The sequence below is a fragment of the Streptomyces sp. NBC_00670 genome (assembly GCF_036226765.1).
In the GTDB taxonomy this organism is placed as follows: Bacteria; Actinomycetota; Actinomycetes; order Streptomycetales; family Streptomycetaceae; genus Streptomyces.
Map to the genome: position 1 here is coordinate 538,447 of NZ_CP109017.1, position 21,361 is coordinate 559,807.

The following is a 21,361-nucleotide window of genomic DNA, read 5'->3' on the forward strand; positions in this document are numbered from 1 at the left end:
CCACCCAGCCCTTTCCGAGACGGCGCGCCGGAGCGGCTTCCCCCGGGCAACCGCCCATCCTGCCCCTGCCGTTCGCGCCCGGGCAGGGAGCACGCCGACCGAGTGGACGCACCCGTGCGCACCCCGGGTGCCGTCGCGCGCTGCGGCGCCCGTGCGCGATCCGGCACGCGCCGTGAACCTCCACCGTCCGCCCGCCGCCCGGCGATGCCGGGGTACGTTGCTCGCATGACCCTCCACACCACCGTTGACCACGCTCAACGCCTCAAGCAACTGCACGCCCGGCACCAGCCGCTCGTGCTGCCGACCGTCTGGGACGTCTGGTCCGCGCGCACGGCAGTGGCCGCCGGATTCCCCGCGCTGACCATCGGCAGCCACCCCCTCGCCGACTCCCGCGGCGCCGACGACCACGAGGGACAGACCTTCGAGGAGGTCGTCGCCGCCGTCGCACCGATCATCGCGGCGGTCGACGTCCCGGTGTCGGTGGACCTGGAGGCCGGATACGGACAGAGGCCCGCCGACCTCGTCGCCGGGCTCGTCGAGGCCGGCGGGGCGGGCCTCAACATCGAGGACACCGTCCACTCCGACGGCGGCCGCGTGCGCAGCACCCAGGAGCACGCCGCCTACGTCGCCGGACTGCGCGCGGCGGCCGACGACGCGGGGGTCCCGCTCTGGGTGAACGGGCGCACCGACCTCTTCCTGCACGCGGAGAACGCCTCCGGTGTCCTCGACGAGGCGATCGAGCGGCTGCGGGCCCTGGAACAGGCCGGCGCCGACAGCGTCTACCCGGTGGGCATCCAGGACGACGACGAGCTGCTCACCGCCGTGACCGGCGCCGTCGGCGTTCCCGTGAACTCCACGGCCCACCCCGTCAAGCACGACCTCGAACGCTTCCGCCGCCTCGGCGTCGGCCGGATCACCTACGGCCCGCTGCTGCAGTTCGCCCTGACGGACAGCATGAAGGACATGCTCACGTCCTGGGCACCCTGAAGGGTCGGTACGGCTCGCGCCCGGCCGCCCCGCGGCCCGGGTGGGGCCGGCGACAACTCACGTCTCGAACAGGGCAGATGAGAGTACGATCACCGAAAAAGTACGGTGGGGAACCACCCCGCGGACGACGGAGCCTGCCATGACCAGCGACACCCCCCAGCCGCCCCGGATCGACACCAGCAAGGCCCACCCCGCACGGGTCTACGACTGGCTGCTGGGCGGCAAGGACAACTACCCCGTCGACGAGGCCGTGGGCAACACCCTGCCGCCCGAGGCCCGGGACGGGGCGCGGCAGAACCGTGAGTTCATGCACCGCGCGGCGGCCTACCTCGCCGCCCAGGGCATCGACCAGTTCCTCGACATCGGCACCGGCATCCCCACCGCGCCCAACCTGCACCAGATCGTGCAGCGGGCGGTGCCGTCCGCCCGCATCGTCTACGCCGACAACGACCCGATCGTGCTGCGGCACGCCGAGGCCCTGCTCATCAGCGACCCCGCGGGTGCGACCGACTACATCCAGGCCGATGTGCGCAACCCGGAGGAGATAGTCGAGCACGCGCGCGGCGTCCTCGACTTCGACCGCCCGATCGCGCTCTCGGTGATCGCCCTGATGCACTTCATCTCCGACGAGCAGGACGCCCACGGCATCGTCCGCAGGCTGGTGGACGTCCTGCCCTCCGGCAGCTACCTGGTCCTCTCGCACGCCGGGATCGACGTGTTCCCGGAGCTGGCGCAGCAGGTGGTCGACCAGTACGCGAAGGGCGGCATCCGTCTCGCCTTCCGCACCCGCGACGAGGTGGCCCGCTTCTTCGACGGGCTCGAGATGGTCCCCCCGGGCCTGGTCACCGCCACCGAGTGGACGGGCTCCCCCACTCCCCCGGCCGACCCGGAGGGCAGCGGCATCTACGCGGCGGTGGCCCGCATTCCCTGACGCGGCCCCGCAGGGACAGCGGCACTCGGGCCGCCCGGCTTCTGCCGGGCGGCCCGACCGTGTCGCACGGCCCGGTCGTGACCGCTACCCGAGCCCCGTCGCGCGGAACGTCCAGTGCCCGGAGCCGATCCGGTACACCGCCTCCGTGTCACCCGTACGCACCAGGTGCGCGCCCTTGGGGGCGTGTGCGTGGCCGCCGAGGAGCGGGACGTGGACCTCGGCCGTGCTGCCCGCCGGGACGTCCACCGTCAGCCGGAACTCGTCGGCGTCACGCTTCCAGTCGGTGCGGGCGAGGCCGTACGGGGTGCGGTACGAGCCGGACGCGGACGTCAGGTCGCCCTCGACGGCCGGGTCGATCAGCAGCTCCCGGTAGCCCACCGAATCCGCCGTCTGGTCGAGGCCCGCGACCCGGGTGGTGAACCAGGAGTCGATGGCGCCGAGCATGAAGTGGTTCTGCGACTGGCCCGCGCCGCCGTCCCAGGACTCGCCGAGCGTGGTGTTGCCGGCCAGCACCTGGTAGCCGTAGCTGGGGCTGGTCGTCTGTGTGGCGATCTTCTCGACGATGTCGTCGCGGCCCGCGCCCGACAGCACCCGGAACGCGGACGGCAGGGAGATCTCGCCGAGTTGCAGGTGGTAGCCCGCGTCCTTGACGGACGTCGTGAAGTGGGCGAGCAGCCTGTCCTTCTCCCCCGCCGGGTAGGCGCCCATGTCCAGCGCGAGCGCCTCCGCGCCCTGGCCGCCCCCGCCGAAGGTGCCGGTGGCGTCGTCGTAGTACTTCGCGGCGAGCGCCCGGGCGCTCTCGTCGGCCTGCGTCCGGTACGCGGCGGCCGAGTCGTCGTCGCCGAGCACACCGGCGATGCGGCTGAGCGCGTCGACCACCCGCCAGTAGCCGAAGGTGCCGGCCACCGCGCGCGGGAAGGTGCGGTCGGGGGTGAACCAGTCGCCGAGGCCGTAGTCGAGGATGCCGCCGGAGACCTGGGTCTTCAGGAAGTCGGCGTACTGCCTCATCTTCGGGTAGTACGTCTTCAGCGTCTCCTTGTCGCCGTACGTGGTGTACAGCTGCCAGGGGACGAGGACGAACGCGCCGCCCCAGTTGGAGTCGTTGCGGTAGGCGCCGGGCAGGCTGGTGTACTCGGGGACGGTGGAGGGAACCAGCCCCTCCGCGGTCTGCGCGTCGGCCATGTCCCGGACGATCTTGCGGAGTTGGGACTGCATGTCGTAGTTGGCGGCCAGGGCGGGGAACACCAGCTGGTCCTGCTCCAGCCAGCCCAGTTTCTCGCGGCTGGGGCAGTCGGTGAGGACGCTCATCATGTTGCCCTCGATCGCCCCGCGGATGAGCGAGTGGATGCCGTTGATCAGCGAGTCCGAGCTCTCGAAGGTGCCGGCGGAGGTGTTGTCCGTGCGCAGCACCTTGCCGCGTACGGTGATCTTCGCGCCCTCGGGCACGCCCTTCAGCTCCAGGTAGCGGAAGCCGTGGTAGCTGAAGGTGGGGTGCCAGGTCTCGTTCCGGCCGCCGCCGCTGGTGTAGCTGTCCCACAGCGGTGCGCCGACGTTGCTGATCGACTGGAAGGCGTGGCCGTCCTTGAGGCTCTCGGCCGGATAGGCGCGGATGGTGGTGCCCTTGGGCGCGGTCACGGTGATCTCGGGCCAGCCGGCGATGTTGCGGCCGAGGTCGAAGACCCGGCTGCCCTCGGCGCCGTCGACCTCCTTGCCGGTGAGGGTTTCGACGACGCGGATCGGCTCGGTCTCGCGGGCGCTCAGCTCGGCGGGCTGCGCGGTGCTGCCGGGGGCGCCTACGGAGACCGCGTGCCGCCACTTTTGGTGGTCCCCGCTCGGTTCGTCCCAGTGCGGGATCTCGCGGCGGGCGTCGTAGTCCTCGCCGCCGTACCAGTTGGAGGAGGTGGTGGGTCCGAGCGTGGTGCGCCAGTCGTCGCCGCTGGTGACGGTGCGGGTGGTGCCGTCGGCCAGGGTGACCTCCAGGCGGGCGATCAGCTTGGGGTCGCTGAGGTTGCCGTACAGCTTGCGGTAGCGGTCGGCGGTGCTGACCACGTTGGACATGCCGTTGCCGAGGGCGACGCCGATGGTGTTGGCGCCGGTGCGGAGCTGGTCGGTGACGTCGTAGGTGGCGTACTGGACGCGGTCGCCGTAGGTGGTGTTGGCGGGTTCCAGGACGGCGTCGCCGACCGCCTCGCCGTTGATCGTGGCGTCGTAGACGCCGAGCCCGGCGATGTAGAGGCGGGCGCTGCGCACATGCTTGGGGAGGGCGAAGTCGTCGGTGAGCAGCGGGAGTCCGGACGGCAGGTACGGCTCGGGCGGCTTCTGTCCGGTGACGGCGGCGAGGCGCGTGAACGGGCCGGCGGCGTCGTCGGCGCTGGACAGTGCGTAGTCGACGGGGAAGTCGGGGACCTTGCCGTCGTCGGTGAGGACGTCGGCGCGCGGGTAGAGCGCGATCTCGTCGAAGGTCTTCGCCGACTTCAGGTCCAGGGTGAGGGTGACCGGTGCCTTGGAGACGTCGGCGGAGGTGTGTGCGGCGCTGGAGTAGCCGGCGGCGGTCTGCAGGGCGCTGTTGGGCAGCCCGTCGACGGCGAGCGCGGGCTCCCATGTCTTGCGGAGGGTGTTGGTCTCGGAGGCGGTGACCGCGGCGCCCTTCGCCAGCCCGGTGGCGGAGGCCTCTGAGTCACGGACGTCGATCTCGCCGAGCTGGAGCCGCCAGGTGAGGTCGGGGAAGTTCTCGGCGAGCGGCAGTCCCAGCCTGGTGACGTCGAGGCGGAGGTAACGGGCCGTGGTGCGGGGGACCTTGACGACGACCGGCTGGAGGGTCTTCGTGCTCAAGCGCCAGTCGGGGTGGGTGATCCAGTCGGCGCCCCAGTCCGACTGCTCGGTCAGACCGGTCTCGAAGACGGCGGGGTCGCTCCAGCCGGAGGTGACGCCGCCGTGCCCCGACCAGAGCATGACCCGCCAGTACACGCGGGTGCGGGAGCCGAGCTTCTTGCCCGCGTACGTGGCCTCGGGCGTGGCCGAGCGGACCTTGCCGGAGTCCCACAGATCGGGCCGGCCGCTGCGCAGCAGCCGCTCGGAGGTGGCGGCCTGGACGCGGTAGGCGCCCTGGAGGACGCCGGTGGCGCGGGCGGTGGTCTCCCAGCTCAGCTCGGGTGTGGTGTCGTCGATGCCGAGCGCCCGGGTGAGGTGCTGGGTCTGGAGCGCGGTCGGATTGATGGCGCCGGCGGTCGCGGCGTCGGCGGTGACCGCGCCGGCCAGCACGGTGGCGAAGGCGGTGGTGGCGGCGAGCAGGGCCGCGGGGTGGTGTCCTCGCAGGCGGCGTGGTCTGCGCATGGTGCTCCTCGGGAGTGGTGGGTGCATGGCTTGGCGGGGAGTGAACTCCGGTCAGTCGCGCCGTAGTTCGGCCGTGACACGGCGCGCGAACCGGACGGCCACGGGGCCGAGCAGCCCGGACGGGATCGGCTTGTTGCGCTCGTTGGAGAGGGTGTTGGCGACGCGGACGGTGACGGTGTTGCGGCCCGCCTTCACCTGGTCGGTGATGTCGGCGGTGAACGGCGCCCACAGCAGCGCGGGCAGTTCCTCGCCGTTGACGGTGACGAGGGCGACCTCGCGCACGTCGCCGAGGTCGAGCAGGACCCGGCGTCCGGTGAGCTGCGCGGCCGTGAGGTCGATGTCCTTGGCGTAGGTGCCACTGCCGGAGAACAGCCGGTCGTGGTCGGTCCAGGTGCCGAGCGGCGCGGTGACCGGGGTGGCGGCGTCCTTCTCGAAGGTGAACGTCCAGTCGCCCTCGACGGTGACCGGGTCGAGCGCGTCGTCGACGCGGACGGTGCCCCGGTAGGTGCGGTGGCCGTCGGTGCCGGTGAGCCGGTGCTCCCCCGGTGCCGTCGCCTCGACGGTCGCCCGCAGCGTCGTGCCGTGCCGTTGGACGCCGAGGACGGGCAGCGGGGAGTCGGTGAGGTGGGGCACGGTGTGCCCGGTGTGCGGGACGACCACGACGGCCGTCTGGTACGCCTCCAGGGCGAGCGGCACCTTCAGGCCGCTCTTGCCGTCGCGGTACACCGGCGCCGGGCGGGTCTCGCCGGTCGCCGGGTCCCACAGTTCGGGCGCCCCGGTGACGGGCAGCGTGGCGACGGTCTCGACGCGCTCGCCGCTCTCGTTGTTGAACAGGAACGCGGTGTCCTTGCCGCGGTGCACGCGCACCGCCCGTACGGCTTCTCGCGCCGGGTCCAGTACGGCGACGGCGGCACCGGCGGCCTGTGCGGCGGCGCCCAGTGTGTCGGTGCCGGTGACGCGGACCGCGCGCCCGCGGCCGAGGGTACGGCTGCCGGGCAGGCCGTCGCCGAACAGGTCGGCCAGGGCGTGGGTGAGGGAGCGGTCCTTGCCGTTCGCCTCCTCGTCCTGAAGGGAGCCGACGGCGACGACCGTGCCGCCGGCCCGTACGAAGTCGCGCAGCAGGGACACCCCGGCGACGTCCAGGACGGGTGTCGTCGGCAGCACCACCAGGTCGTAACGGGCGTCGCCCACGGCGAGCCGGCCGCCGCTCACCCTGGCGTGCGCGAGCAGGGCCTTGTCGCCGGTGAGTGCGCCTTCGTGCAGCAGGTCGAAGTCGACCTGGGCGCGCTCCAGTGCGTACGCGGCGTCGGTGAGCGCGGAGTCGACGGGGCCCTGGGCGTCGGTGCCGGTGGTGGTCTGCTCGGCGGCCCGCTGCGGCTGGAGCAGCGCGGTGCGCACCCCGGAGGTGCCGCGCGAGACCTCCATGACGCGGCCGATCCACTCGGCGAGCGGGCGCATCGCCCACCACCAGGGGGCGCGCGGGCCGAACGGCGGCGGGAAGTAGACGAGGGTCTCGTCGGTCCACAGTGCGTGCAGCACGGTGAGGTTGATGCCCCGGGTGGCCTGCGCGCCGACGGTCGCGTGCACGAAGGCGGGGGTGACCTGCCAGCCCATGTTGCCGAACATCTCCAGCAACGCCCGCTCCCGGCCCATCTGGTGGGCGACGGAGGAGGGGCTGCGGGCGATCATGTTCTGCTCGCCGAGGACGTACTCGGCGGTGATGATGTCACCGCCGGGCACCTGCGCCCACTGGTGGACCTTGTGCAGGTCGCCGGTGGAGGGGATGCGCTTGGCCGGGGAGGTCTCGTCGTAGAGCGGGTTGGTGATGAGGGCGACGCCCCGCTTGTCGTACCAGCGGGACTGCTTCTCGAAGTACGTCGCGAAGCGGTTGGAGACCGCCTGCCAGTAACGGCCCCGCGCGATCCGGCCGTCGCGGCCCAGGTCGTCGAAGGCGCTCGCGTAGGCGAGGCCGGGGGTGGTGCCGACGTCGCTGAGCGCCCGCTCCAGGGTGGGCGACCAGGGCAGCCGGTTGAAGTGGGCCTGGGCGGAGGCGAAGAACGGCTCGTCGTCCCAGAACCCGGGGACGACGGTGCCGAAGTAGCGGTGGAAGCGGCGGTGGTACTCCCCCGGCACGATGTCGAGGAACAGCTCCACCGGCTCGTCGTCGAGCAGGTCGACGTAACTGCGGCTGTAGCCCTGGGAGTCGTCGACGAGCGGGATGCCGCCGAACAGGTCGATCTGCCAACGGCCCTCGGGCGCCTGCCAGATGTGGCTCCCGTCGAGCTTTCCGGTGAGGTCGACGACATCGTCCGCGTCGGTGGAGCCGACGGGCCGGGCCGCGGCGGCGGCCGGGGCGGGGGTGCCGTCCACGGGGGCGCGGTCGGGGAAGTCGCCCGCGGCGGCGGAGGTGTCGAAGGTGGAGGTGTGGAGCGTGGCGCCGTCGGCGGCGGTGACGGTGAGGCTGTCCCACAGGGAGCGCTGCGCGGACACCGCCCGCACACCCACCCCGCCGGCGGCGTACGCGGTGTCGGTGACGGTGCCCTTGTCCCTGCCGTCGAGGGTGACGGACAGGCCCTCACCACGCACGGTGACGACGACGGTGTGGTACTTGGTCTTGTTGAAGCCGTCGGTGCGGGTGCTGCGGAGGAGCTCGACGGGGTCCTTGCCGGCGGCGAGGCGCTGGACGGTGACGACGCCGGTCTGGTCGAAGGTGACGCCGTAGCCGTTGCGTCCGTCGGCCGAGGCGCGCACGACGAGTCCGGCGCCGGTGTACTCGGCCTTGGCGCTCGCGGTGATGGTGCAGTCGGTCCAGGTGTCACTGCCACGCAGGACGGCCGCCCCGTCGAGGATGCCCGCGTCGGCCACCAGGTGCCCGGCCTCCACCCCGACCCCCGTGCTGCGGCGCAGGTCGACGCGGGCGGGGCCCTCGACGACGGTGGTGGAGCGCCACAGTGCCTTCAGGCGCAGGTCGGGGCGGGGCGCGTAGGTGCGGGAGCCGACGGTGCCGCCCTTGACGATGTACTCGCCCGCGCGGCCGCTCGGGAAGTGGTCGTCGTTGAACAGCCACACCCGCATACCGGTGCGCCTGGCCTCCTCCAGGGTGTGGCCGACGATGTCGAACCACTCCTCGGTGAAGAACACCGGCCGCATCTGGTCGTTGTCGAAGGAGAAGAGGATGACCTCGTACATGCCCTTGGAGCGCAGGTCGGCGAGTTGCCGGTCGACGAGTTCGGGGGTGACGGGGCCGTTCCAGTACCAGTAGACGGTGGGCCGGCTGTCCTTGCGGGGGTCGGCGAAGTCCTTGGCGCGGAAGGTGCCCGGGATGTGCGCGGTGGCCGCCCCGGCGGGGGCGGCGTGCGCGGCCGTCGCGGGGACGCCGAGGGCGAGCAGGGCGCCGGTGGCGCCGGTCGCGGCGACGAAGGTGCGTCTGGACAGACCGTCTCCGTCGTGCGTCCCGGGGGTGACGGTGCTGTCGGGGGTGTCGGGCATGGTGGTACTCCTGCGGGGTGCGGGTGCGTTCCTGCGAGTGGGGAGAAGGGGTACGGCGGCGGATCAGCCCGTGGCGAGCCGGGCCACCTCGGCGGCGGTGAGCGTCCGGTTGTGGAGTCGGAAGTCCCGTACCGCGCCGTGCAGGTATGGGTGCGTGCTGTTCTGCGAACGGCCCAGATAGTTGCGGGTACTGGCGCCGAGCAGCAGCGGTGACACCACCATGGCGGGGTTGCGCCCGGACTCCTCGCCGTCGACGTACAGCACACCGGTGCCGCCGCCGAGGGTGAGGGCGACATGGGTCCACCGGCCGACGGGCAGCGGGCCGGCCGCGTCGACGACGTCCTCGCCCTCCATTCCGGCGATCTTCAGCGCGGCGCGGGCGCGTCCGGCGCCGGTGGTGGCGGCGAGGAAGAGGTAGGTCTCCTTGTGGTAGCCGAGGTCGAAGACGCGGGCGGAGTTGGCGAGGGCGTCGACGCGGACCCGGACGCTCACGGTCAACTCGGCGAGCCCGCTGGGCAGTCCGGCGGGGAGGACGACATGGCCGTCCTGTCCGTCGAGGGCCACGGCGGTGGCGCCGTCGTCCGTGGTCCATGAGGAACCGCCCGCCAGATTGGCCGGGCCGAAGGTGCGGGTGCGGTCGGTGGCGGTGGTGCCGGTGCCTTCGTCGAGCGGGTAGCGGGCGACGTCCCGTGCGCGGCCGGGTTCCGGGGCCACCGCCCAGTAGACGTTGTAGCGCTGGTGCTGGACCTCGTGGAACGGGCGCAGCGAGACACGGTCGCCGTCGGCGAGCGCGGTGAACGTGACGCCGCTTCCGCCGGAGGTGGCGCGCAGGGTGTCGGGGCGGATGGCGGGCACGGTGGCGAGGGCGGTGCCGCCGTACTCACCGGCGAGCACGAGGGGCCCGTACGACACCGACCGCACCTGCGGGTTGTCGGGCGCCGCCCGCCACACCGGGGTGCGCGGCAGGCGCAGTTCGACGGTGTCGCCGGTGCGCCAGTGCCGTTCGATCGTGGCGTACGTGCCGGGGCGCGGCCGGGGTCCGGGGGCGCGGTGGCCGTTGACCTCGAGCACGGCCCGGCGTCCGGTGTCGGCCACCCAGGAGGGGATGCGGATCCTCAGCGCGAAGCGGGCGTCGCCGTCGGTGACGGTGAGCCTGGTGCGCCCGCTGCTCGGTTCGCCCGCGTCCTGGCGGATCGTCACGTCCTGCTCGTCCCAACGCAGCCGGGAGGGGATGAACAGGTTGACGTAGAGCGCCGGGTGGCGGGTGTCGCGGGAGCGGAAGTAGACGGTGTCGGCGAACTTGGTGTGTGTCTCCAGGCCAGTGCCGTGGTCGCAGGAGAAGTTGTCGTAGTCGCTGCTGTAACTGCCGGACGCGGCGCCGAGGCCGCCCTTGCCCTCGCGCTGCGAGCCGGCCCACAGTCCGGTGTAGTAGGTGACGAAGCCGTGGGCGGAGTCGGGGTCCTGCTCGCCGAGCAGCTGGTTGTGCAGGGTCCACTCGTAGTGGTCCATGAAGTCGGTGCGCTCGGGCCGGTGTTGGAAGAGATGGCGGCCGAGCTTGAGCATGTTGTAGCTGTTGCAGTTCTCGCAGGTGACCTCGGAGAGCCGGCTGACGATCTCGTCGGGCGGGCCGAAGAGTTCCTTGTTGGAGTTGCCGCCGATGGCGTACGAGTGGTGGCGGACGACGGTGGTCCAGAAGGTGTCGGCGATGGTGAGGTAGCGCGCGTCGCCGGTGGCCTCGTAACTGGGCACGGTGCCGACCACCTTGGCGATCTCGGTGTTGGCGTGCCGTCCGTCGAGCTCGTCCCGGCCGGCGGCGAGCGGGGCGTACAGGTCCTCGTGGTCGAAGCGCTGGGCGGTGCGCAGATGAGCCGTGTCACCGGTGACCTGGTAGAGGCGGGTGAGGACGTCGTTCATGCCGCCGAACTCGACCTTGAGCACCGTCTGCATCAGCTCGTGGGAGAGCGGGGCGGTGCGGGCGTCGGTCCAGGCCGCCATCGCCCGGAGTACCTCCAACGCCTGCTTGTTGCCGCTGAGTTGGTACTGGTCGAGCAGCCCGGCCATGATCTTGTGCAGGGTGTAGTACGGGGCCCAGGGCTTGCCGCCGGCCTCCAGCTGGTCGAAGACCGACTCGGGGAACGCCGACAGGTAGCCGCGGTGGAACCCGGCGGCCGGGGCGGCCTCCTGGCACTCGGCGAGCGCGGCAACCAGGGCGCGCCCCTTGGCCGCGTAGGCGTCGTCGCCGGTGCCCGCGTGGGCCTGGGCGAGCCCGCTGAGCAGATGGCCGGTGGTGTGGCCGCGGAGCTGGACGGTGGGCGCCTCCCAGCCGCCGCAGGGTTCGGCGGTCGAGGGCAGCCCCACGTTGAGGCGGAAGGTGTGCAGCAGCCGGTCGGTGTCGACGAAGAGCAGATACGCGCAGGTGCGACGCATGTTGGCGAGGAAGGGGCTCTCCAGCAGGCGGACGGAGGAGAGCGGGAACGGGGCCAGGGGGGCGCGCGGGGAGGTGTGCTCCGGGACGCCGGTCCCGGTCGCCGTCGACGCGGTGGCCGGCGGGGGCGCGGCTGCGGCCGTGGGTGCCGACACGGCGACGGCGGCCGTGGCGGCGGAGGCGGCGAACAGGACCTGTCTGCGGGACGGTTGCGGCAAGGTGCCGTGCTCCCTTCGGGCGTGCGGCATCGCCTCCGGGCCCGGGCGCGGGTGGTGCGGGCGGTGCGCGGGGCCGGAGGGGGACCTGGGTGGGGTGAGTGGGGCGCGAGCGGTCGAGGACAGGGGCGGCCGGCGGCGGGGCATGACGCCGCGAGGTGTTGAATCGTTTTATGTCGTCCGGCGGAGACGGTAAGTGGGCGCACGGCGAGCGTCAAGACTTCTCACAGCGGATGATGTTGGGCCGCACAGTCCGCGGTGGGGCGATTCACACGACGTCAATTCCCTGACCTGGCCTGTTGATGGACCTGTCGGCGCGAGAACGAGGTGCGGGGAACCGTCGGCCGGAACACCGCGCCAGCGCCACGACGGAGCCCCGCCGGAGGAATTGAATCGTTCAACCCCAGCGCGCCTCCCCAGCCGGAAGGGTGACACCGAGGCACGCCACCCACGCCCTCGGCCAGTTCCCCCTCCCACCGGCCTGCGCAACGGTTCGGCCAGATTGATGGCCGGTTGTCCTCTTGCCCCGCGGTTCGCCCCTCCCGCCCGGGTAGCCATACGAACGTCCGCTCGGGCGAGCGCGGGTGGGGGGTGCCGGCCGTGGAGGTACGGAGGGGACCGTGGGAGACGACGGGCGGCCCGTGGCGCGCCCGTCGCCGACGCACGGTCGACACGCTGCGGGCGCAGGGGCGGTACGGTCCCGAACTGCGGGACGTGCTGCCCGCGTTCGCCGCGCTGGTGGTGCTCGCGTGCGCGCTGGTGGCCGGATTCGCCCTGCTGTACCGGGCCGGCGGCGCGCTCGCCCCGACGGCGATCGCGGTCGTGGTGCTCCTGGCGCTCCTCATGCTGTTCCTGTACCGCCGTCCGCTCGCCCGCCGCCGGCGCGGTTACTACACCCCCGAGGAACTGGCGGAGTTGGACGTGGCGGGGCTGGTCAAGGCGGTGGCGAGGATGCTGCGGCGGGAGGGGTGGCGGGTGCGGCGGCCGTCGCACCCGGACCTTCCGCGGCTGGTGGCGCGGGACGCCGGGGGCCGGTTGCTGGAGGTGGCGTTCCGCCCCGTCGCCGAACCGCTGCCGGGCGAGGACCCACTGTGCGCGGCGGCGGGGTCGCGCGCGCGGCAGCCGTTGCTGATGGTGGTGCACCGGGGCGCCTTCAGCCGACGGGACGCGCTGTGGGCGCGCCGGCAGGGCGACGTGCACCTCATCGACGGGCCCCGGCTGAAGCGTTGGGCGGCGGGCACGCCGCTGAACGAGTTGCGCGGCCTCGACGACGTGCCGTGAGCCGGGCGGCCACCCCACGGATGGAGGCATCCAATCCCTCACCTGTTGTTCATATCATGTAACAGTTTGTGCATGATTGGTCATCAGAACTCTGACTCGGTCCTCCGCCGTGGCCTGCGCCCCGGCGGACTCCGTACGGCGCTCACGCTCCTGACGACCGCCGCGGCCCTGCTCACCGTTCCGACGGCGGCCGCGGCAGCCGCCCCCGCCGGGCTGCGGGGCCCCGACTGGGACGCCATCGCCGCGTGCGAGTCCAGCGGAAACTGGCAGGCCAACACGGGCAACGGCCACTACGGCGGACTGCAGTTCAAGCAGTCGAGCTGGGTCGCGGCCGGCGGCCTGAAGTACGCCGCCCGCGCCGACCTGGCCACCCGCACGGAACAAATCGCCGTCGCCCGCAAACTGGCCGCCCTCCAGGGCATGTCGGCGTGGACCTGCGCCTGACCCATACGCCGCCCGCCTGGGCCTGAGCCAGAGGCGCAGGCGGGCGTGAGGCGCGCTTCGGGCCGGCCGGTTCGCCGAGACCGGCCGCGGCCACTGGTTCCCCGTCGGGTGACGGCCGGGGGCGGGCCCCGGGGAGGCAGACCCTCAGGTCCGCGCCCTCGTCGGGTCCCGATACCGTCCCGGTATCGTGCCCGGCATGGAGGTACGTACGCTGCGCTACTTCGTGGCGGTCGCCGAGGAGTTGCACTTCGGGCGGGCGGCCGCACGGTTGCGTATGACCCAGCCGCCGTTGAGCCGGGCGATCCGGCAGTTGGAGGCGGACCTCGGGTGCGCCCTGCTGCTCCGCTCCCCCGCCGGGGTCTCGCTCACGCCCGCCGGTGCCGTGCTGTACGAGGAGGCGTGCGCGCTGCTCGCGCGGGTCGACGGGATGAGGGCCCGGGTCGCGGCGGCCGCGGGCACCCCCACGCTGACGGTCGGCATCCTCGCCGACAGCGTCGAACAGATGGGCCCCCGGCTGGCCGAGGCGTACCGGCGGCGCCGGCCCGAGGTGCGCGTCCGCATCCGCGAGGCGGACCTCGCCGACCCGACGGCGGGACTGCGGGCCGGGCGCGTCGACGTGGCGCTGACCCGGACGCCGTTCGACGACACCGGTGTCAGCACCCGGGTCCTGCGGTCCGACCCGGTCGGGGTCGTCCTGCGCACGGACGATCCGCTGGCCGGCCGCGACCGTCTCGGCCCGCCCGAGCTGGCCGGGCGCCGCTGGTTCCGGTTCCCCGACGGGACGGACCCGGTGTGGGGGGCCTACTGGACCCGCCCCGCGGGCGTCGAGCCGTCGGCCCACGACGACGGCCCGGTCGTGCGGACGGTCCACGAGTGCGTGCAGTCCGTGCTGTGGGACGGGGCCGTGGGGCTGACCCTGCTCGGCCACCCCCTCCCCGGGGGACTCACCGCCGTGCCGCTGGACGGCATGGACCCGAGCCGGCTGGTCGTCGCCTGGAACACCGGCCGTGACACCCCGCTGATCCGCGCCTTCGTGCACCTCACCACGGACCTGTACCGCGAGGAGCGCGGCCGGGCGTCCGCGACGGCGGCCGGTGGGCACGCGGGACCCGGCGCGTAAGGGGGCGGGTGGGCGTGCGGGGACCCGCACGTGAGGATGCCGGTGCGGCGCTCGGTCAGCGCGGCGGGGTGTCCGGGCGGGCCGTGTGGTCGGGGTGGCCGCCGGTGCGGCGGGTCTCCTTGAGTTCCGCCTCGTAGAGGTGGTCGCGGCCGTCCGCCAGGTCCTCGCGGGCCGCCGCCTCCAGGGCCCTGAAGGGCTCGTAGTAGGTGGCGTTGTAGGCCTCGACGATCTGGAAGGTCCAGTGTCCGGGGATCACGTTGCGGCCGAGGATCTCCCGCTGCACCCGGTCGGCCCATCCGTCGTGGCCCGCCGCGCGCAGCAGTTCCACCGCCTGGTCGAGTTCGAAGTCGGCGGTGCCGGTGAGCTGGTGCAGCGTGTAGAGGTGGCCGCGGGCCCGTTCGGTCGTCTCCAGTGCCTTGGACAGGGCGCCCAGGGCCTCCACGGTGGTGTCCGTGACCCCGTCGGGGCGCCGGTGGGCGCGGTCCGGGCCGTCGTCGTGCGTATGCGTGGCTCCCATGGGTTCCATCCCTGCCACCGGGGCGGCGCGGGCACGCGTGCGGGCGGGCGAGGGGGGCCGTTCGGGTGGTGGTACGGGCGGGGCCGTCCGGTCGAGTTGAGAAAGTCTTTGCGGTTGGCCGATTCCCGTCGGGGGCCGTCGGGTGCGGGCCGCTGCCGGGCCCTCCCGCGCGCCGCCGGAGTTTTCCCGTACGCAAAGTGCGGCCGAAAGTGCGGGGTCGCCCCGCCACCCGCCGGGCCGGTCGCGTTGACCGCGTCCGGGAGGTGCCACAGGCTCGGAGCACACCACATAGGTGCTTCATACAACTGGTTCGGCCAGCGGGAGGTAACACATGTGCGGCATCACCGGCTGGGTCTCCTTCGACCGCGAGCTGCGCGCCGAGGAGGCGACGCTGCGCGCGATGACCGAGACGATGGCCTGCCGCGGCCCCGACGACCGCGGCGTCTGGGCCGAGGGCCCCGCGGCGCTCGGCCACCGCAGGCTCGCCATCATCGACCTGCCCGGCGGCCGGCAGCCCATGACCGCCGAGACCCCGCAGGGAACGGTGGCGCTGGTCTACTCCGGGGAGACCTACAACTTCACCGAACTGCGCCGCGAACTCACCGACCGCGGGCACCGGTTCACCACCGACTCCGACACCGAGGTCGTCCTGCGCGGCTATCTGGAGTGGGGCGACGCGCTGGCCGAGCGGCTCAACGGCATGTACGCCTTCGCGCTCTGGGACAGCCGCCGGCAGCGGCTCGTCATGGTCCGCGACCGCATGGGCATCAAGCCCTTCTACTACTCCCCCACCGCCGACGGCGTTCTGTTCGGCTCGGAGCCCAAGGCGATCCTCGCCAACCCGCTGGCCTCCCGCCGGGTGCGCCTGGACGGCCTGCGCGAGCTGTTCACATTCGTCAAGACGCCGGGGCACGCCGTGTGGGACGGCATCCGCGAGGTCGAGCCGGGCACGGTGGTCACCGTCGACCGCGAAGGGGTGCGCACCCGCGTCTACTGGGAGCTTCAGACCCGCCCGCACACCGACGACCGGGACACCACGATCGCCACCGTGCGCACGCTGCTCGACGACATCGTGCGCCGCCAGCTCGTCGCCGACGTGCCGCGCTGCACCCTGCTCTCCGGCGGCCTGGACTCCTCCGCGATGACGGCGCTGGCGGCCCAACAGCTCGGCGAGCACGGCGAGAAGGTGCGCAGCTTCGCCGTCGACTTCGCCGGGCAGGCCGACAACTTCGTCGCCGACGAACTGCGCGGCACCCCCGACACCCCGTTCGTGCACGACGTGGCCCGCACCTCCGGCACCGAGCACCAGGACATCGTCCTGGACGCGCAGGCTCTCGCCGACCCCGAGGTGCGGGCGAAGGTCGTGCGCGCCCGCGATCTGCCCGCGGGCTTCGGCGACATGGACGCCTCGCTGTACCTGCTGTTCAAGGCGGTCCGCGCGCAGTCCACGGTCGCGCTGTCCGGGGAGTCGGCGGACGAGGTGTTCGGCGGCTATCTGCAGTTCTTCGACGAGGAGGCCCGGCGCGCGGACGCCTTCCCGTGGCTCGTGCGGTTCGGCCGTCACTTCGGTGACGACACCGGCGTCCTGCGCCCGGAGCTCACCCGCTCCCTCGATCTGGAGGGGTACGTCGCCGACAGCTACCGCACCGCCGTCTCGGGCATCCAACGCCTGGACGGGGAGAGCGACTTCGAATGGCGGATGCGGAAGATCTGCCATCTGCACCTGACCCGGTTCGTGCGGGTGCTGCTCGACCGCAAGGACCGGATGAGCATGGCGGTCGGGCTCGAGGTCCGGGTGCCGTTCTGCGACCACCGGCTGGTCGAGTACGTCTACAACGCGCCCTGGGCGCTGAAGTCGTTCGACGGCCGCGAGAAGAGCCTGCTGCGGGAGGCGACGGCGGACGTGCTGCCGAAGTCGGTGTACGACAGGGTCAAGAGCCCGTATCCGTCCACGCAGGACCCCAAGTACGGTCTCGCCCTCCAGGACCACGCCAAGGATCTGCTCTCCACCCCCTCGCACCCGGTCTTCGCGCTCGTGGACCGGGAGCGGCTGCGCGAACTGGCCCGCCGCGACACTCCGGTGGGCACGCAGGCGGCCCGCCGCGGTCTGGAGAAGACGCTGGACCTGGCGGTGTGGATGGACCTGTACGGACCGGAACTCGTCCTGGACGAGTGAGGGGGGAACTCCGCGCCGGTTTCTTCTCCGCCGTGACCGATGAGTCCGGGGCGCGGGACCGGTCTACTTGTCAGGACGCCACCGCACGGCCGGTGGCGTTCGGACGGGACGACCGGAGAGAAGCGGAGGCGGGAGCATGGCGACGCTGGAGGATGTGCTCACGGAGCACGTCGGCAAGGGCTGGGCGCCCGGGGCGGTGGCGTTGGTGGCCCGGGGCGAGGAGGTCGAGGCTGCGGCCGTCGGCACACGGGCGCTCGGGGGCTCCGAGGCGATGACCCGGGACACGTTGTTCCGGATCGCCTCGCTCACGAAGCCCCTCACGGCCGCGGCGGTGATGGTCCTGGTGGACGACGGCCGGCTCTCCCTGGACGACCCGGTCGCCACCTGGCTGCCGGAACTCGCGCACCCGCGCGTCGTCAGGACTCCGCGGAGCGAACTGGACGACACGGTCCCGGCGGCCCGGCCGATCACCGTGTTCCACCTGCTCGCCTCCCAGGCGGGATACGGCCTGGCCCCCGACTTCTCGCTGCCGCACGTGCGGGGGCTGTTCGGGCTGCAGGGCGGAAGCTGGGAGCCGGCGGGCTTCCCCTCCGCCGACACCTGGATGGCCCGGCTCGGGGACTACCCGCTGCTGCACCACCCGGGCGACGCCTGGCTCTACAACACCTGTTCCGACGTCCAGGGGGTGCTCGTCGCCCGGGTGACCGGACGGCCGCTGCCGGAGTTCCTGGCCGAGCGGCTCCTGGCACCGCTCGGCATGGCGGACACCGGCTTCTCCGTGCCGCCGGGCAGGCGGGACCGGTTCGCCACGTACTACCAGCCCACTCCGGACGGCGGTCTGACGGCGGCCGACGGTCCCGACGGCATGTGGAGCGAGGAGCCGGCGTTCGCCTCCGGCGCCGGCGGCCTCGTCTCGACCGTCGACGACTATCTGGCCTTCGCCCGGATGCTGCTGGCCGACGGAGAAACGCCCGACGGACGGCGGGTGCTCTCGGCGTCCTCGGTACGGCTGATGCGCACCGACCACACGAGCGCCGACCGGCGTGCCGCGAGCGAGCTGTTCCTCCAGGGGCAGGGCTGGGGCTTCGGCGGCTCGGTGGACATCGCGGAGCGCGACCCGTGGAACTCCCCCGGCCGCTACGGCTGGGTCGGCGGCACGGGCACCACGGCCCACCTCGACCCCGCCACCGGCACGGTCGCCCTCCTGATGACCCAGCGGGCCATGGGCGGCCCGGTCCCGGAGGAGATCATGCGGGACTTCTGGCGGTACGCGGCCCGGGCGTGAGGTCCGGGTACGGGGGCCTGTGCGGCGGGGGTACTCAGCCCCGGTGATCGGTGGCGGAGACGATGCCGTAGGTGACGAGCCCGTAGGCGACGTGCGGGACGACGTCGGAGAGCCAGTCCTTGGCCGACCACTCGCGGGGGTCGCTGACCCCCATGCGGGCCATCGGCAGGTCGGTCGCGGCCATGGCCAGGGCACCGGTGACCGGCCCGCCCAGCCACACCGGGAGGCGGACGCCCGCGCGGTGGACGAGCGAGACGGCGACCCCGGCCGCGACGCCGACGGCGATGCCCGACAGGGCACCGAGGCCGGAGAGCCGGTTGTCCCGCTGGTCCCCGGCGCCGGGGACCGGGTGCCCGGTGCCGGTGGTGACCTTGTCCACCACGTCCTCCGGGGCGCTGCTGGTGGGCCTGCCGCGCAGCGCCATGTCGGCGTAGGTGACGGCGTTGAGTGCGGTCGTGCCGGCAGCTCCCGCTGCGCAGCCCCGCGCGAGGGTCTGGAACATGCTCCGACGGGTTCCCCGCCACCCCCGCCGAAACCGGCGGTGCGCCCGTCGGCGTCAGTACAGCATGCCGAGCGCGCCCGGCAGCACCCGTGCGGTGACGGGCAGGACGGCCTCGACCTCGCCGTCCGCCCCGTAGGGGACCGCGCGGTCGGCCTCGATGCGGATCTCCCGGCCGCGCAGCACGCGCACCTCGCGGCGGTGGACGTGGGCGCCGGTCCGCAGCTCGCGCATGAGGGTGAAGAAGAGCCGCCGCGGTGCGTGGCTGATCAGCACCACTTCCAGCAGGCCGTCGTCGACGCGGGCGCCGGGTGCGATGAGCCGGCCGGAGCCGTAGTACGGGGAGTTGGCGGCGACGACGGTGTAACCGCGGTGCGTGTGCTCCTCGCCGTCGACCGTGACGCGGTAGCGGGCGGGCCGCCAGGTGGTGACCGCGCGCAGGCCCCCGGCGTAGTAGGAGGCGGCGCCGCGCAGCAGTGCCGCGTGGTTGGCGTGCCGGTTGGCCAGCGCGTCGACGCCCGCGTACACGCTGCCCAGGACGACGGTGCGGTGGTGGACCGCGGACTCGACCTCGACGGCGTCCACGGGGCGCGGCTCGTGGTGGAGCAGGACCCGGGCGAGCTCGGCGGGGTCGGGGGGCAGGCGCAGGGCGCGGGCGAAGTCGTTGCCGCGCCCGGCGGGCACCAGGCCGAGGACGGTGCCGGTGCCGCTGAGGGCTCCGCCGATGCCGCCGGCCATGCCGTCCCCGCCGACGGCGAGCACCACCCGGCCGTCCTCCCCGGCGCGCCGGGCGAGCTCCTGGGCGTGCGGCAGGCTGCGGCTGTACGCGGTCTCCAGCTCGGCGCCCGCCTCGCGCAGCGGGCGGGCCACCTTCAGCAGGGCCGCGGCCGCGGTGGAGCCGCCCGCGGTGGGGTTGACGACGGCGGTGAACCGTCGCGTGGGGTGGGGCATCGGTGCGCCTCCTCAGCCGGCGGACGGGGGGACGGGCGAACCGGCGGGCCGGTCGTCGGGGAGCAGGACGCCCGGGTTGAGGATCCCGTCGGGGTCCAGCCGGCGTTTGACGGCGCGCAGCACCTCGACGCCGAGGGGGCCCGCCTCGCGCACGTATCCGTCCCGGTGGTCGGTGCCGACCCCGTGGTGGTGGCTGATCGTGCCGCCCGCGGCGAGGATCGCCTCGCTCGAGGCCCGCTTGGCCGGCGCCCAGTGCGCCACCGGGTCCGCGCCCTGGGCCGAGACGACGGTGAAGTAGAGCGAGGCGCCGTTCTCGTACACGTGGGAGATGTGGCACATCACCAACGGCGGGGTCCCGGCCCCGGTGAGCGTGGCGGTGAGCGCCTCGCGGACGGCGGCGTACAGGCCGGGCAGCCGGGACCAGAACGCGGCGGTCTCCAGCGTCTCGGCGAACGCGCCCGCGTCGAGCAGCGAGTCGCGCAGGTACGGCGCCGCGTAGCGGCCCTCGGCCCAGTGGGTGCCGGGTTCCTCGCCCAGGTACGTGCCGCCGCAGTCGCGCAGGACGGCGGCGGCGCGCTCGCGGCGGTGGGCGGTGTCCTCCTCGGTGCCCTCGTACCCCGTGACGGCGAGGCAGCCGGTGCCCTCGAGCGCGTCCGGGGAGCCGAGGTGCCCGGGCCGGGCGAGGCCGACGAGGGTCTCCGTCTCGTCGGAGAGCCGCAGCACGGTGGGCCGGGGCCCGTCCTGGGCGAGCCGGCGCAGGGCGGCCGTGCCTTCCTCGAAGGACGCGAACCGCCAGCCCTCGTAGACGCGCGTGCGCGGAACGGGGCGGATCCGCACCGTCACGGAGGTGATCACGCCGAACGCGCCCTCGGAGCCGAGGACGAGCTGGCGCAGGTCGGGCCCGGCGGCCGAGCGGGGGGCGCGGCCGGCGTCGAGGGTGCCCTCGGGGGTGGCGAGGGTGAGGCCCAGCACCATCTCGTCGAAGCGGCCGTACCCGGCGGAGGCCTGCCCGCTGGAGCGGGCCGCCGCGAAGCCGCCGATGGTGGCCCACTCGTAGGACTGCGGGAAGTGCCCGAGGGTGAAGCCGTGCGCGGCGAGGAGCGCCTCGGCGTCCGGGGCGCGCAGGCCGGGCTGGAGGGTGGCGGTGCGGGAGACGGGGTCGAGGTCGAGCAGCCGGTCCATGCGGCGCAGGTCCAGGGCGACGAAGGGGCCGCGGCCGTCGGGGGCGAGGCCGCCGACGACGGAGGTGCCGCCGCCGAACGGGACGCAGGCCAGGCCGTGGTCCGCGCAGGTCCGCAGGACGGCGAGCACCTCGTCGTGGCTCGCGGGGAGGACGACGGCGGCCGGGGCGTCGGCGGTGTCGCCCCGCCGCAGCCGCAGGAGGTCGGGGGTGGACTTGCCGCGGGTGTGCCGGACGCGGGTCTCGGTGTCGGTGCGGACGTGCGCCGGGTCGTCGCCGACGGCGGCGGCCAGGGCGGCGCGGGCGGCCGGGGTGAGCGGCGACGCGAGGACGGTGAGGTCGTCCAGGGCGAGCGGCGGGTCGGTGCGCGGGGTGACGCCGAGCAGGTCGCGCAGCAGGCCGGTGACCGGCTCGGGCAGCGCGGTCGCCCGTGCGGGGTCGCCCCAGCCGCTCCACAGCATGTCCATCGTGGGTGTCCTCACCGGTCGTTGGTGCGTCGTCGGTCGGGCGGGGCCGTGTCGGGCGGGC

At 73.5% G+C, this 21,361-nt stretch carries 14 protein-coding genes; 7 read left to right on the forward strand and 7 right to left on the reverse strand.

Annotated features, from left to right (window positions below):
* Positions 1–225 precede the first annotated feature (225 nt).
* Both OIE12_RS02265 and OIE12_RS02270 read left to right on the forward strand, forming a co-directional pair.
* Positions 226–987: an isocitrate lyase/PEP mutase family protein gene (locus tag OIE12_RS02265; protein ID WP_329131112.1), complete on the forward strand. Its 762-nt coding sequence runs from the start codon at positions 226–228 to the stop codon at positions 985–987.
* A gap of 139 nt (positions 988–1,126) precedes the next feature.
* Positions 1,127–1,918 (forward strand): SAM-dependent methyltransferase, encoded by a 792-nt coding sequence (locus OIE12_RS02270; RefSeq protein ID WP_329131114.1) that lies wholly within the window; start codon positions 1,127–1,129, stop codon positions 1,916–1,918.
* 84 nt (positions 1,919–2,002) lie between these two features.
* On the opposite strand, the gene OIE12_RS02275 is transcribed toward OIE12_RS02270, so the two are convergent.
* The 3 genes from OIE12_RS02275 to OIE12_RS02285 all read right to left on the reverse strand — a co-directional run bounded on the left by OIE12_RS02275 (position 2,003) and on the right by OIE12_RS02285 (position 11,413).
* Positions 2,003–5,251, reverse strand: a complete 3,249-nt coding sequence (locus tag OIE12_RS02275; RefSeq protein WP_329131116.1) for a family 78 glycoside hydrolase catalytic domain — start codon at positions 5,249–5,251, stop codon at positions 2,003–2,005.
* A 51-nt stretch (positions 5,252–5,302) separates the two neighbouring features.
* Positions 5,303–8,740, reverse strand: a complete 3,438-nt coding sequence (locus OIE12_RS02280) for a glycosyl hydrolase (RefSeq protein ID WP_329131118.1) — start codon at positions 8,738–8,740, stop codon at positions 5,303–5,305.
* 63 nt (positions 8,741–8,803) lie between these two features.
* The gene (locus tag OIE12_RS02285) at positions 8,804–11,413 is read right to left on the reverse strand and encodes a glycoside hydrolase family 127 protein (protein ID WP_329131120.1); all 2,610 of its coding nucleotides are present in this window, start codon (positions 11,411–11,413) and stop codon (positions 8,804–8,806) included.
* A gap of 567 nt (positions 11,414–11,980) precedes the next feature.
* Between OIE12_RS02285 and OIE12_RS02290 the strand changes: the two genes are divergently transcribed.
* The 3 genes from OIE12_RS02290 (at position 11,981) to OIE12_RS02300 (ending at position 14,225) form a co-directional block, all read left to right on the forward strand.
* Complete coding sequence (locus OIE12_RS02290; RefSeq protein ID WP_329131122.1) at positions 11,981–12,661, forward strand: hypothetical protein; 681 nt, start codon at positions 11,981–11,983, stop codon at positions 12,659–12,661.
* A 72-nt stretch (positions 12,662–12,733) separates the two neighbouring features.
* The gene (locus tag OIE12_RS02295; protein WP_329131125.1) at positions 12,734–13,105 is read left to right on the forward strand and encodes a transglycosylase family protein; all 372 of its coding nucleotides are present in this window, start codon (positions 12,734–12,736) and stop codon (positions 13,103–13,105) included.
* A 196-nt stretch (positions 13,106–13,301) separates the two neighbouring features.
* A complete protein-coding gene (locus OIE12_RS02300; protein WP_329131127.1) occupies positions 13,302–14,225 on the forward strand; it encodes a LysR family transcriptional regulator in 924 nt (307 codons plus the stop codon).
* Between the two features lie 55 nt (positions 14,226–14,280).
* On the opposite strand, the gene OIE12_RS02305 is transcribed toward OIE12_RS02300, so the two are convergent.
* On the reverse strand, positions 14,281–14,742 hold the full coding sequence (locus tag OIE12_RS02305) for a hypothetical protein (RefSeq protein ID WP_329131130.1): 462 nt from the start codon (positions 14,740–14,742) through the stop codon (positions 14,281–14,283).
* Between the two features lie 331 nt (positions 14,743–15,073).
* On the opposite strand from OIE12_RS02305, the gene asnB reads away from it, so the two are divergent.
* Together asnB and OIE12_RS02315 are read left to right on the forward strand one after the other, a co-directional pair.
* On the forward strand, positions 15,074–16,918 hold the full coding sequence (asnB, locus tag OIE12_RS02310) for an asparagine synthase (glutamine-hydrolyzing) (protein WP_329131132.1): 1,845 nt from the start codon (positions 15,074–15,076) through the stop codon (positions 16,916–16,918).
* A 136-nt stretch (positions 16,919–17,054) separates the two neighbouring features.
* The gene (locus OIE12_RS02315) at positions 17,055–18,203 is read left to right on the forward strand and encodes a serine hydrolase domain-containing protein (protein ID WP_329131134.1); all 1,149 of its coding nucleotides are present in this window, start codon (positions 17,055–17,057) and stop codon (positions 18,201–18,203) included.
* A gap of 34 nt (positions 18,204–18,237) precedes the next feature.
* Here the strand turns inward: OIE12_RS02315 and OIE12_RS02320 are convergent, their stop codons facing one another.
* The 3 genes from OIE12_RS02320 to OIE12_RS02330 are packed head-to-tail and all read right to left on the reverse strand — an operon-like array spanning position 18,238 to position 21,300.
* Positions 18,238–18,705, reverse strand: coding sequence for a hypothetical protein (locus tag OIE12_RS02320; RefSeq protein ID WP_329131136.1), 468 nt, complete (start codon positions 18,703–18,705; stop codon positions 18,238–18,240).
* Positions 18,706–18,759: 54 nt separating this feature from the next.
* Entirely contained in the window at positions 18,760–19,653 is an 894-nt protein-coding gene (locus OIE12_RS02325) for a diacylglycerol kinase family protein (RefSeq protein WP_329131138.1), read from the reverse strand.
* Positions 19,654–19,665: 12 nt separating this feature from the next.
* Positions 19,666–21,300, reverse strand: coding sequence for an FAD-binding oxidoreductase (locus OIE12_RS02330; RefSeq protein WP_329141703.1), 1,635 nt, complete (start codon positions 21,298–21,300; stop codon positions 19,666–19,668).
* Positions 21,301–21,361 lie beyond the last annotated feature (61 nt).